The organism is Massilia sp. UMI-21, from assembly GCA_015277795.1.
In the GTDB taxonomy this organism is placed as follows: Bacteria; Pseudomonadota; Gammaproteobacteria; order Burkholderiales; family Burkholderiaceae_D; genus Telluria.
Map to the genome: position 1 here is coordinate 2,421,140 of CP063848.1, position 13,079 is coordinate 2,434,218.

Consider the following 13,079-nt stretch of genomic DNA (forward strand, 5'->3'; position numbering starts at 1 on the left):
GATCGGCAGGGGCGGGGCGCTTCGCGGGCCCTGCGGACATCCCTGTCAGGGCGCCGGCGCCTGCCTCGGCAGCGTCATGCGCAGCACGGCGCCGCCGCTCTCGTGCCCGCCGAACTCCAGCTCCCCGCCCAGGAAACGGGCCCGCTCGCGCAGCAGGCGCAGGCCGTGGCAGGTGGTCGATTCGAGCGCCTGGCAGCCCTTGCCGTCCCGCGCCGGGCCGCTGCCGTTGTCGCGCACGGTCAGCATCACCTGGTCGCCATCGTCGTCCAGGATCAGGTCGACTTCGGTCGCGCGTGCATGCGCGAGCGCGTTGCGCAGGCCTTCCTCGGCGCAGCGCAGCAGCACCACGCCCTGGGTGCGTGTATAGGATGCGTCGTCGTCGGGCAGGCTGGCGCGCGCCTTGATGTCGTGGGCGGCGCCGAAATTGGCCACCAGCTCGGCCAGCGCGGCCTTCAGCCCAAGGAACTCGAGCTTGTCGTTCCACAGCTCGAGCTGCATCTTGCGGTTGGTCTCGATGATATTCGCGAGCAACTGCTTCATCTGCGCGCTGCGGTCGCGCATCGACTGGTTCTCGGCCGGAATGTGTTGCGAGAGCAGGGCCAGGTGCATGGTCAGCGCGGTCATCGACGAGCCGAGGCTGTCGTGGAGCTGGCGCGCCAGCAGCCGGCGTTCCTCGTCCCAGCAGGCGGCGAGGTAGCCCAGCATCTCGGTGAGTTCAGCGCTGCGGTCCGCGCCCGGCACTGTCGATGCGACAGCGGCCGTGCCGGACTGCGGATGTGCCGGTTCGGTCATCGTAGGCTCGGTTGAATGTTTCCCAAATCATACAACAGTTGGCGCGCCGGCGGCGCGCAAGCCCAGTGCATTGCACGGACAGGGCCGGAAGGCAGCGTGCGCTGCCGTACAGTCGTGGCGGCGGATTCCGGCGAAGCTTGGGGCGTGGCGGATGCCACTTTATCAATAGACGCATCTAACAACGGGGTACAACAATGACGACCGCAAACAAAACGCAGGATGCCATCACGCTCTTGACCACGCAGCACCGTGAAGTCCACGCAATGTTCGAGAAGTTCGAGAACATGACCGACCGCGCCAAGGTCAGCAAGAAGAAACTTGCCGACGAAATCTGTCAGGCGCTCATCATGCACACCACGATCGAGGAAGAAATCCTGTATCCGGCGATCCGTGAAGCCAGCCAGGACACCGAAGACATGGTCGACGAAGCCGTGGTCGAACATGCGTCGGCCAAGGACCTGATTGCCCAGGTCCAGGAAATGGACCCGGGCGACGACCTGTACGACGCCAAGGTGAAGGTGCTGGGCGAACTGGTCGACCACCACGTCGAGGAAGAAGAGCAGGAAATGTTCCCGAAGATGAAGGAACTGAAGCTGGATCTGCAGGCACTGGGACAGGAAATGGCCGCGCGCGCGGCGGAGCTGCAGTAAGGGCTTGCCGGCGCAGGCCGGCTGCTCAGGCCGCGTCGGCGGCCTGCAGGCTGGCGGGCGCCAGCGCTTCCAGTAACTGTTCCATGCCTACCGGCTTGACCAGGTGCTGGTCGAAGCCTGCCTCGAGCACCCGGCGCTGGTCTTCCGCGAGTCCGTAGCCGGTCAGCGCGATCAGCCGGATTCCGCGCGTGCTCGGATCGCGCCGCAGGCGGCGCGCCACCTCGTAGCCGTCGATGCCGGGCAGGCCGATGTCCACCAGGGCCGCGGCCGGCTTGCCGGCCAGCGCCGCCGCCACGCCCTGCAGGCCGTCGGCGGCCGTGGCGACCGGGAAGCCATGCGCGGCCAGCATGGTCGCCATCATCTCGCGACCGTCTTCGTTGTCTTCGATGAGCAGCACCGAGGGCTTGGTGCCGTCGCCGTCGTGCTGTCCGTTCCCGGCCGGGCCGGCCGACACCGGTTCGGTGCGCGGCAGGCGGATCATGAAGGTGCTGCCGCTGCCGCTGCCGGCGCTGTGCGCGCTGACGCTGCCTCCATGCAGTTCCACCAGGCGCCGCACCAGCGACAGTCCGATGCCCAGGCCGCCCTGGGAGCGGTCGATCGAGATCGCGCCCTGCACGAACACGTCGAACACGTGCGGCAGCAGTTCTTCCGGGATGCCGACGCCGCTGTCGCGTACCGTCAGCACGACGTCCTGGCCCGATTGGGCCAGGCCGATGTCGATGCTGCCGCCGGCGGGGGTGTACTTGAGTGCGTTGTCCAGCAGGTTCGAGGTGATCTGTTCGAGCCGGGTCGGGTCGCCGTCGACCCAGTTCGGGGCCAGGTCGACGCTGAAGCGGTAGCCGGCGGTGCGCCCGGTGGCGCGGAAGGTTTCCAGGCAGCCCGACACCAGGTTCGACAAGTCGATCGGCTTGCACGCCAATAAGATCTTGCCTGACATCGCGCGCGACAGGTCGAGCAGGTCGTCGACGATGCGCGACAGGTGCTGGCTCTGGCGCTGGATGATCTGCTTGGCGCGCGCGACCGTCTCGGTATTCGCGCCGGCCATCCCGATCAGCGAGGAAGCGCTGCTGATCGCCGACAGCGGGTTGCGCAGTTCGTGACCGAGCATGGCGAGGAATTCGTCCTTGGCGTGGCTCTTGCGTTCGGCGTCGCGGCGCTCTTCCATCTCGCGCACCAGGCGGCGGTTGGTGGCGGTCAGTTCGGTGGTGCGCTGCGAGAGTTTTTCGGCCTGGCGCTTGAGTTGCTCGTTCTTCATGGCGAGCGCCACGAACACCGACACCTTGGCATGCAGGATTTGCGGAATCACCGGGGTAAACAGGAAGTCGGCGGCGCCGCGCTGGTAGGCTTTGAGGCGATCGATCTCGTCGGCCAGGAAGGCGGTGACGAAGATGATCGGAATGTCGGCCGAGCGCGCGCGCTGGTGGATCGCCTCGGCAGTCTCGAAGCCGTCCATGCCGGGCATGTTCACGTCCAGCAGGATCACGGCGAAATCGTGGAGCAGCACCTGGCGCAGCGCTTCCTGCCCGGAGCGGGCGGAATGCACGACGTAATTGCTTTCATCCGCCCACTGGTCGAGCAGACTCGTCAGCGCTAACAGGCTGGCGGCGTCGTCATTGACGACCAGGATCTTGGGTTTGTCTGTGTGGGCCACGATGGTTCCGATACCTTTTCCTCAAAAGGTACTTCTTCCAAGAAACAGCATTCCAAGGAAAATTATTGCTTCGAAGAAAATCGCCGTAATAACGTGGAATGATATCACGCGCCAATTAAGTGCAAACAGGCAAAACCTCAATCGTGCGCATGGTGACGATGTACGGTGACGCACATACGGCGCCGGGCGCCTGTGCGATAGTGGAACCGTCCAGTTCAACCGTATCCATGGGGACGGGGCTGCCTATAGGAAAGGACACACAATGAATATCGACTCTATCGTCAAACAGAATTATCACGGCAAATCGTTCATCGAACTCGTCGATTCGCCACTGACCGCCTTGAATGGCGTCGGCGAACAGCAAGCGAACGCCTTCGCCGCCATCGGGGTGCGTACCATCGGCGACCTGGCCGGCCTGCAGGTCGTGAATTACGCAGTGGCCATCAAGGCCCTCGCCGGCTGCGAGAATGTGTCCGGCAAGGAGATGGCGGAAGAAGAACTGCTCGACGACGCCGTCGAAATGACCTTCCCGGCGAGCGATCCGGTCGCGGTCCAGTCCAGCATCACCCGCATCGAAGTGGCGCCGGACAAGGTGGACGCCAGCCGCGATCACCAGGCTGCCCAGTCGATCGAGGCGCACAACGAGGAGGTGCTGCGTTCGGCCGAAATCAACACGCGATATCTGCAGAAGGACGAGGGCGGGAATCGCTGAGCGCGCCGAGCGCATTCCCGGCACACCGGACGGGCCACGGGCGGCGCAGGCTGCACGTGGCCCGTATTCATTCGGCTCTGTCAGCGTTAACTATGGATGAGGCGTGAACTGCTGAGCTCCTCCCTGGTCGAACACCTGTCTCCATCGACGGGAAGCGGCCATGAAAACACCCGGCTTCAAAAAATGGTTCGCACGACTCCCCGCGCTGAACGGGGCGCAGCGCCAACAAACACTGGCGGCATTGCAGCCGGCCGCGGGGCTGGACCGGATCGTCGCCCTCATCGAGCAGATCCGCGCACCCCAACGCGCGTGTCCGCGCTGCGCCTCCCAGCGCTGCCACCGGCACGGCCATGCCAATGGCCTGCAGCGCTACCGCTGCAGGGAATGCGGCCGCAGCTTCAACGACCTGAGCGGCACGCCTTTCGCGCGGCTGCGCCTGCGCGAAAAATGGCTCGACTACCTGGACGCATTGATCGCGGCCAAATCGGTGCGGCGTGCCGCCCTTGACGTCGGCGTGCACCGCAACACCGCGTTTCGCTGGCGCCACCGCTTCGTCGACCGGGTCAAGCACAGCCAGCCAGAGCAATTGAGCGGCATCGTCGAGGCCGATGAAATGTTCATCCTGGAATCGCAAAAAGGCGCGCGCAAGCTGGACCGGCCGCCGAGAAAGCGGGGCGGGGCGGCGCGCAAACGCGGCATCTCGAGCGAGCTCGACTGCATCCTGGTCGCGCGCGACCGCGCCAGGCAGACCATCGGCGCGCTGGTCGGGCGCGGGGCCTTGAGGGCTGTGCACCTGGAACGCCACCTGCTGCCCAGGCTCGATCGGCAAGCACTCCTGGTCAGCGACGCCAACGCTGCCTACCGGGCGTTTTCACGCAAACATGGGATCGCCCACCAGGCGGTCAACCTGCGCGCGGGCGTGCGGGTGCGCCGCCAGGCTGGCGGCGCCCTCCACGTCCAGAATGTCAACGCCTTCCATCAGCGTCTGCGCGACTGGCTGGCCCGCTTCCGCGGCGTGGCATCGCGCTACCTGCCGAACTACCTGGGCTGGCACCGCGCGCTCGACTGCGCACGCGTAATTGCTGCGGAACAGTTCTTACGCGTCGCAATCGGCGTCATCAACATGTAAAGGTGACAGCGCCATTCATTCGGCTCTGTCAGCGTTAACTATGGATGAGGCGTGAACTGCTGAGCTCCTCCCTGGTCGAACACCTGTCTCCATCGACAGGAAGCGGCCATGAAAACACCCGGCTTCAAAAAATGGTTCGCACGACTCCCCGCGCTGAACGGGGCGCAGCGCCAACAAACACTGGCGGCATTGCAGCCGGCCGCCGGGCTGGACCGGATCGTCGCCCTGATCGAGCAGATCCGCGCACCCCAACGCGCCTGTCCGCGCTGCGCCTGCCCGCGCTGCCATCGGCACGGCCATACCAACGGCCTGCAGCGCTACCGCTGCCGGGAATGCGGCCGCAGCTTCAACGACCTGAGCGGCACGCCTTTCGCGCGGCTGCGCCTGCGCGAAAAATGGCTCGACTACCTGGACGCATTGATCGCGGCCACATCGGTACGCCGCGCCGCCCTTGACGTGGGCGTGCACCGCAACACCGCGTTTCGCTGGCGCCACCGCTTCGTCGACCGGGTCAAGCACGACCAACCAGAGCAACTGAGCGGCATCGTCGAGGCCGATGAAATGTTCATCCTGGAATCGCAAAAGGGCGCGCGCAAGCTGGACCGGGCGCCGAGAAAGCGTGGCGGCGCGGCGCGCAAACGCGGCATCTCGAGCGAGCTCGACTGCATCCTGGTGGCACGCGACCGCGCCAGGCAGACCATCGGCGCGCTGGTCGGGCGCGGGGCCTTGAAGACGGTGCACCTGGAACGCCACCTGCTGCCCAGGCTCGACCGGCAAGCACTCCTGGTCAGCGACGCCAACGCTGCCTACCGGGCGTTTTCACGCAAACATGGGATCGCCCACCAGGCGGTCAACCTGCGCGCCGGCGTGCGGGTGCGCCGCCAGGCTGGCGGCGCCCTCCACGTCCAGAATGTCAACGCCTTCCATCAGCGTCTGCGCGACTGGCTGGCCCGCTTCCGCGGCGTGGCATCGCGCTACCTGCCGAACTACCTGGGCTGGCACCGCGCGCTCGACGGCGCACGCGTAATTGCTGCGGAACAGTTCTTACGCGTCGCAATCGGCGTCATCAACATGTAAAGGTGACAGCGCCCATTCATTCCGGCACGCCGCCTGCGCGCCTGCACCGGTGCCCAATCAGCGGAGCAAGGTAATGGGTGGGCGTCGATCTTGGCGGGAGCCGGGGAGCCAGGCCAAGCAGGATGAGCCCGGCCTGAACAAGACAGCCGGAACGATGCCAGCGGCACCATTCCGGCCAGCAGAGTGGAGGGGGATCAGCGGTGGACTGCAGGTTCCACTGCGGGCGCCGCGGCCGGCGTCTTTGCCGTTGTCTGGCGATTGGCTGCCGGCGAGCAGAAGCGGTTCTTGCCGGCGCGCTTGGCTTCGTACAGGGCGTAGTCAGCGATGCTGATCAGGGCGTCCACCGATTCGGCGTCGTCCGGATAGATGCTGATGCCGATCGAGGTCGACAGGCGCAGGGTCAGGTCGTTGACGAAATAGGGCTCGGACACCGCTTCGACCAATTTGGCCGCCGGTCCCTGGGCGTCGGCCAGGCTGTGGATTTCGCCCAGCACCACCATGAACTCGTCGCCGCCGAGGCGCGCCACGGTGTCTTCCTTGCGCGAGCTCGCCAGCAGGCGCTGCGACACCATCTTCAGGATGTCGTCGCCATAGGCGTGGCCATAGGTGTCGTTGATCGCCTTGAAGCCGTCCAGGTCGAGGTACATGATCGCGGCCTTGGTGTGGCTGCGGTTGGCGTGCTGCAGGGCGGTCTCGATGCGGTCCTCGAGCAGGCGGCGGTTGGGCAGGCCGGTGAGGGCGTCATGCAGGGCCAATTCCTGTTGCGCGCGGCTGTACTGCGCCAGTTCCTTGTAGAGCAGGCGCACTTCGAGCATGTTATGGATGCGCTTGTGCACCTCGAGCAGGTCGAACGGTTTGCTGATGAAGTCGCGCGCACCCGCTTCCAGGGCGGCGATCTTGAAGCTCGGCTGGGCCGTCAGGGCCAGTACCGGCAGGTAGCCTCCCTGTTCGATTTCCTTCAGCCCCTTCATGACCTGGAAGCCGTTCAGGCCGGGCATCTGCAGGTCGAGCAGGATCAGGTCGTAGTTGTGCTCGCGGTGCAGCGGGCATACCTGTTCAGGCAGCATCGTCGAACTGACGCAAGTGTAGCCTTCCTCGCGCAATATCTCTTCCATCAGCTCGATATTGTCGGGCGAGTCGTCCACCACCAGGATCTTCGCGTTCAAAATGTCTTGTCTGCTCGGCATGCTTGTTCTCTTGTATGCTGTCGGCAATGCACCCATTTCCTTTTGGAATGGATACATCCCATCTCTTCATAGTCTAACAAAGCCCATAAAATTTCTTGTAGGACAGCGCCGCGTGTCGCGGTAGGATCATCCACGACCGTGTCCTCGCGTACTCGCCGCCGTCATCGGCGTGGCCGGAACGGCCACGGAGGCCACTGCGGCAATCAGTTCGCCCGGTTCCACCGGCTTCGAAATATGGGTTGAAAATCCTGCTTCGAGCGCCTTCAGGCGGTCTTCCGGCCGGGCGAAGGCGGTCAGCGCGATCGCCGGCAACTGGCCGCCGGCTTCGCGCGGCAGCGCCCGCACCCAGGCGATCAGCTCGAATCCGTCGACCTCGGGCATGCCGAGGTCGCTGATCAGCACGTCCGGCCGGTCGGTGCGCATGGCGTCGAAGGCTTCGCGCGCGCTGGCCGCAACCCGCACCCGGGCGTGGCAGTCGGTCAGGATGCGCGCAATCAGTTCACGTCCATCGCGGGCGTCGTCCACGACCAGCACCGTCAAGCCGTTCAGGTCGCGCACCGCGGCGTCCGGCGCTTCCGGCGCCGGCGTGTGGGCGGGCGTGACCCGTCCGGCGCGGCCCGCATCCGCCGGCGCCTCGGCGCGCGGCAGTTCGATGGTGAAGCTGGCCCCCAGGCCCTCGCCGGGACTGTCGGCCCGCACCGTGCCGCCGTGCTGCTCGACAAGGTGCTTGACGATCGACAGGCCCAGTCCCAGGCCGCCATGGCGCCGGGTCATGGAGGCGTCTTCCTGGCGGAAGCGCTCGAAGACGTGCGTGATGAATTCGGGCCGGATGCCGGCGCCGTTGTCGTGTACCGTGATCGCCACCACCTTGCCGCCTTCGCCCTCGCGCTCGCGCACTTCCACGCTCACCTTGCCGTCGCGCGGCGTGAACTTGATCGCGTTCGACAGCAGGTTCCAGATTACCTGCTGCAACCTGCCGGTGTCGCCGGCCACCAGCGCGCCCGGCGCCGCATAGTGCTTGTCGATGGTGATGTGCTTGGCGTCGGCCGCCGGGCGCACGGTCTCGATGGCGGCGTCGATGAAGGCGGCGGGAGCGGTCGCCTGCATGTCGAGCAGTACCTTGCCCGAGGTGATGCGGCTCATGTCGAGCAGATCCTCGATCAGCTGGGCCTGGGCGCGCGCGTTGCGTTCGATGGTCTGCAGGCCGCGCTGCAGGTCGGCGCCGTCGCGGCTGCCGCGGCGCAGCACCTGCGACCAGCCGAGGATGGCCGACAGCGGCGTGCGCAGCTCGTGCGACAGGGTGGCCAGGAATTCGTCCTTCATCTGGCTGCTGCGCTCGGCCTCGGCGCGGGCCTCGCGCTCGTTTTCGAGCAGCAGCTTGCGTTCTTCGGCGGCGCGGCGGGTGGCCTCGTACAGGCGGGTGTTCTCGACCGCGATCGCGGCCTGGGCGGCGATGCCGCGCACGATACGCTCGCTGCGCTCGGTAAACACGCCCGGTTCGGGGTGGCCGAAGAACATGGTGCCGAGCAGTTCGCCCGAGCGCGGCGCCACCGGCACCGCCATGTAGGCACGCAGGCAGGGCTGGCCGGCCGGCAGGCCGAATGCGGGCGCCAGGTCGGCATGCTGCGGGTCGCGGGTGATGTCGTCGATCCGCACCAGGCGCTCGCCGCGCAGTGCGGGCGGGTACAGCGCAGTCGTGCGCGCCGCGTCGAAGCTCTGGAATTCGTGCGCGACCCCACCCGCCACGGTGGCCGTCGAGAACAGGGTGCCGTCGCCTTCGGCGCCGTAGTGGATGAAGGCGCCGCAGCGCGCGCCGCTGACCCCCAGCGCCGCTTCGGTGGCGGCGCGCAGCAGCGAACGCAGGTCGCGGGTCGAGGCCAGCACGCTGCCGGTATTGTTGAGCAGTTCGAGCACGTGCGACTCGTCGCGCAGCGCCTGCTCGACGCGCTTGACCTGGTCGACATCGGTATTGGTGCCGAACCAGTGCACCACGCGGCCGTCGGCGTCGCGCACCGCGCTCAGGCGCGTCAGGTACCAGCGGTAGTTACCGTCGGCGCCGCGCAAGGGGAATTCCATTTCGAAGGGTTCGCCGCTGCGGATGGTCTCGTGCCAGCGCGCCATCACGGCCGGCACGGTATCCGGCTCGATCACGTCTTCCCAGCCCCAGCCGACACTTTGCTCCGGCGTGCGCCCGGTATAGGCATACCAGCGGTCGTTGAACCAGACGATGGCGCCGTCGGTGCCGGCCATCCAGGCCAGTTGCGGAATGGTATTGGCCAGCGCGCGCAGCAGCTCCTCGCTCTGGCGCAAGGTGTCTTCGGCGCTTTTCCTGGCGCTGATGTCCTGGACCACGCCGGTCATGCCGACCAGGGTTTCCTGGCCCTTGCGCTCGGCATAGTCGGGACGGCCGACCAATGCGACCCAGCGCGGCGCCGCTTGGGCGGCCTCGTCCGCATCGCCGCCGGGGCTGGTCAGCACCCGGCATTCGATGTTCAGGTCGGCGCGCGCCTTGAAGGCCTTGAGCACGGCGCGCCGCACCTGGGTGCGGTGCGCGGGGTGCAGGCGGGTGCGCAGCTGCGGCCAGGGCAGCGGCGTCTCGGCCGGCAGGCCGAGGATGCCGGCCGCGCGCGGCCCCAGGATCACCCGGTCGCGTGCGGCGTCCCAGCGCCAGTCGCCCAGGCGGCCGGCGGCCAGCGCCACCTGCAGGCGGTTGTTGTTCTCGACCAGGGCCTGCTGGTCCAGCTTGCGCTGGGTGATGTCCTGGAAGTACAGGGTCAGCCCGTCCGGCGAGGGGTGCAGGCGCATCTCGAGCCAGCACTGCAGGCGGGCGTAATAGAAATCGCGCACCACGGTCTCGCGCTGCTCCATGGCGCGCAGACAATCCTGGGCGACCGAGGTGCCGTGCAGGTCCTCGAACTCTTCCCACAGGTTCTTGCCGAGCAGGCCGGCGCGGTGCTTCTCGAGCGGCGCGATCATGTCGAGCGCGCGGCCATTGATATACGTGATGCGCCAGTCGCGGTCGACCGCGCAGAAACCGTCCGACAGGCTCTCGAGCATGTTTTCCATGCGCTCGCTGGCGCGCCGCAGCGCCTCCTGCGCGGCCATCAGCTCTTCTTCGGCGCGCTGGCGTGCGGCAAGCACGCTCTGCGCATTGCGCAAGGCCGCCGTGCGCATCATCTCGAGTTCGCGTTCGTCGCTCATGCGGCCCCCACCAGGAGCGCAGCGGCGAGGCGCGTGCCCTCGACCCGCGCGCGCAGCTTGGCGAACGCGGTGGGCCGGCCGACGCCGTCGTCGTCGAAGAAGGGGGCGAAACCGGCATCGTCGGTGGTGCCGAGCCGCTGCGGATCCAGGTAGCGCGCAGCCAGCAAGACCCGGTCGCGCACCTGTTCGGCGCTTTCGATGCGGGGATCGAGCGGGTCGGTCACGCCGACGAACACGCGCTGGTCCGGGCGCGCGTAGTCGCGCGCGTTGCGCAGTACGCGCTCGGGCTCGGGCTGGCCGGCCATGGCGATATAGAAGCTGCCGGCGCGGATCTCGAACAGTGCCGGTAACAGCTCGGCGTAGTCGACATGGCCGGCCTCGGCCGCATCGGCGCCGTCGAGCCACACCCCGGCGGCCGACACGTGCACGCCGATCAGGGCGCGCTCGGCGCTCGAAAAGCGGGCCAGGGCCATGTTGTTCAGGTGGACGAAGCTGGCCAGCAGGGCGCCGCTCGGGTCGAGCCGCATGGCCAGCGGACCTTCGGCAAAATCGACTTGCACCTTGTGGGCGCCCGCCTCGAGGCAGCGCCGGATCTCGGTCTCGTGCTCGCGCACCAGGTCGTCCAGGAATTGTTCGCGCGGGTAGCCCGGCAGGCCGTCGGGCGGGTAGAGCAGCGACAGGGCCGATGGCGAGATGATCGCCTGCTTAACCGGTTGGCAGGCGTAACGCTGCGCCGCGCGCACGTATTCGTCGGCGTAGCGCTGATAGCGGAACGGGCCGCGGGTCAGGCGCGGCATGCGCTGCGGCCTACCCTTGCCGCGGGGCGAGACGGGAATCCGGAAGCCGTCCGGCGCGGTATTGGCCGCCCCACGCACCGGGTAGCACCAAAAATTGTCGAGCTTGCCTTGTTCGCCGTCGCTGATCACGGGCGATCCGCTGGCCTCGAAGGCGGCTACGGTCGTGCGCACCGCCGCGTCGAGCAGGGGCGCGAGCTGGCTGGCTCCGGCGCCGCCGCGGATTGCGGCGACCAGCTCGGGCGGGCGGGGAATGCTGCCGATTGGTTCAGTCGGTATCATCATCGCTGGCATGGTGGCAGACGGCGGGCGCACGGCTGCGCCGGGCCCGGCGCGACCAATGAGGGCCCATTGTAGCCCAGCCGGGACCTGTCGGGTCGGACAACCGGGATCACCTTCCGTTCGCCGCGCGCTGCGACACCTTTGCCAGGGCGTCCTGCAGCTGGTCCAGTTCGTAGGGCTTCTGGAGCGACAGGTACGGAAATTCGAGGTGGCGCAACAGCGAGTCGCCGTAGCCGGATGCGAAGATCACTTTCAGCGCGGGGTAGTCGGCGAGGGCGCGCCGCGCCAGGTCGACGCCCGACATGCCCGGCAGGCTGACGTCCGAGAACAGCACGTGGTAGCGCTGCTTTCCCAGCAGCGCCAGGGCCTCGTCGGGATGGGCCACGCCGTCCGCCTCGTGGCCGAAGGCCTTGAGCATTTCGCACACCAGGTACTGCGAATCGAGGTTGTCTTCGACCACCAGGATGCGCAGCCCGGCATCCGGTGCATCCTGTTCGGCAAGCAGCGGGGTAGTAGCGGGCGGCGCCAGCAGGATGTGCACGCCCCCAACGCCGCCGGCGCCGTCGGCCACCGGGGTCAGGCGCAGGTCGACGCAATGCTCGCGCGGGCCGTCCGCGTGACGGAAGTGCAGGACGGCATGCTCGACCACGCCGGGCTGTCCGGACCAGGCCTGCTGCAGTGCGCCGCCGGCGCCGGACAGCGGCGGCGGCAGTACCGAGGGCACCGAGCCGCCGGGCACCCTGCCGCAGCCGAGGCCGGCCAGCACGGCGTAGGCTTCGTTGAAGACCAGGACCGTCTCGCGCCCCCATACGAGCAAGCCGGGCACGGGCGTATTGAGCAGCAGGTCGGCAGCCACGCGCAGCGGGACCGGCCAGCCGGACGGTTCGCCCAGGCTCGACCCGGTCCAATCGTAGGAGGCAGCGTTGCGTGGGTCGTTGGCACTGCGCGGATCGAATTCAGGCATGGGAGAAATGTTGTAGGAACGAAAACATGGCGGCCATCCTACACCAAATGCCGCCTTGCTGCCCTGACGATCCGTGCGGCCTGCATGGCCGGGACAAAAAAAAGCCCGCTTACGGGAAGCGGGCTGAATCTATTTCCTTGGAGGAGAATAGAGGAGACAGAAGCATCATGCTGCATTGCCGCAAATTGGTCCAATTTATATTTCCAATGGCGGTCATCAGGAATATTGATGAGTCCTGGCTTGTCAACAGGGCCGTGGCATGCGCGCGACGCCGGCCGCGCAGCAATCGTGCGCACTTGGTGCATGACAGAAAATGTTCTAGGATGGCAACTATGTCAAAACCTTCCCCGCTTGCCTGCGTTTGTGCGGCACTGCTTTCGCTGCACACAGGTAGCGGGCCTGCGTCCGCCCAGTCCGACCCGCCGCTTGCCGCCCAGGCAGCCACGCGCCCGCGCAGCCGGGCTATCATGAACTCGACGTCAGGATCGCGTGGCAGGCGCGCCCCGGCCTCGAACCGGCCCTCGCGGGCCGTAACCTGCCGCAAGCCGGCCATCCCGGGCTCGGGGCGGCGGGCATGCGCTACCTGGCCGAACGCGGTGTGTTCGCCAGCGCAACGCTGCGTTTTTGAAGGCCCATGACA

9 protein-coding genes and 1 pseudogene are annotated in these 13,079 nt (G+C 67.1%); 4 read left to right on the top strand and 6 right to left on the bottom strand.

Annotation, left to right across the window (positions count from 1 at the left end; translation table 11 throughout):
• Positions 1-45: 45 nt before the first annotated feature.
• Positions 46-792, bottom strand: coding sequence for a histidine kinase (locus IM543_10740; GenBank protein ID QOY96250.1), 747 nt, complete (start codon positions 790-792; stop codon positions 46-48).
• Positions 793-986: 194 nt separating this feature from the next.
• Between IM543_10740 and IM543_10745 the strand changes: the two genes are divergently transcribed.
• On the top strand, positions 987-1,442 hold the full coding sequence (locus IM543_10745) for a hemerythrin domain-containing protein (GenBank protein ID QOY96251.1): 456 nt from the start codon (positions 987-989) through the stop codon (positions 1,440-1,442).
• A gap of 25 nt (positions 1,443-1,467) precedes the next feature.
• Here IM543_10745 and IM543_10750 read toward each other — a convergent pair whose 3' ends face one another.
• On the bottom strand, positions 1,468-3,093 hold the full coding sequence (locus tag IM543_10750; protein ID QOY96252.1) for a response regulator: 1,626 nt from the start codon (positions 3,091-3,093) through the stop codon (positions 1,468-1,470).
• 262 nt (positions 3,094-3,355) lie between these two features.
• Between IM543_10750 and IM543_10755 the strand changes: the two are divergent.
• The 3 genes and pseudogenes from IM543_10755 to IM543_10765 all read left to right on the top strand — a co-directional run bounded on the left by IM543_10755 (position 3,356) and on the right by IM543_10765 (position 6,011).
• Positions 3,356-3,715, top strand: a pseudogene (locus IM543_10755) (hypothetical protein).
• Between the two features lie 250 nt (positions 3,716-3,965).
• Positions 3,966-4,934 carry an IS1595 family transposase gene (locus IM543_10760; GenBank protein QOY96253.1) on the top strand — a complete coding sequence of 323 codons (969 nt, stop codon included), beginning with the start codon at positions 3,966-3,968 and terminating at the stop codon, positions 4,932-4,934.
• 108 nt (positions 4,935-5,042) lie between these two features.
• Complete coding sequence (locus tag IM543_10765) at positions 5,043-6,011, top strand: IS1595 family transposase (protein ID QOY96254.1); 969 nt, start codon at positions 5,043-5,045, stop codon at positions 6,009-6,011.
• Between the two features lie 194 nt (positions 6,012-6,205).
• Here IM543_10765 and IM543_10770 read toward each other — a convergent pair whose 3' ends face one another.
• The 4 genes from IM543_10770 to IM543_10785 all read right to left on the bottom strand — a co-directional run bounded on the left by IM543_10770 (position 6,206) and on the right by IM543_10785 (position 12,439).
• A complete protein-coding gene (locus IM543_10770) occupies positions 6,206-7,198 on the bottom strand; it encodes a diguanylate cyclase (GenBank protein ID QOY96255.1) in 993 nt (330 codons plus the stop codon).
• A gap of 126 nt (positions 7,199-7,324) precedes the next feature.
• On the bottom strand, positions 7,325-10,399 hold the full coding sequence (locus tag IM543_10775) for a PAS domain-containing protein (protein QOY96256.1): 3,075 nt from the start codon (positions 10,397-10,399) through the stop codon (positions 7,325-7,327).
• Positions 10,396-11,478: a 5-methyltetrahydropteroyltriglutamate--homocysteine methyltransferase gene (locus IM543_10780; protein QOY96257.1), complete on the bottom strand. Its 1,083-nt coding sequence runs from the start codon at positions 11,476-11,478 to the stop codon at positions 10,396-10,398. The genes IM543_10775 and IM543_10780 overlap by 4 nt, the downstream gene beginning before the upstream one ends.
• 106 nt (positions 11,479-11,584) lie before the next feature.
• On the bottom strand, positions 11,585-12,439 hold the full coding sequence (locus IM543_10785) for a response regulator (GenBank protein QOY96258.1): 855 nt from the start codon (positions 12,437-12,439) through the stop codon (positions 11,585-11,587).
• Positions 12,440-13,079 lie beyond the last annotated feature (640 nt).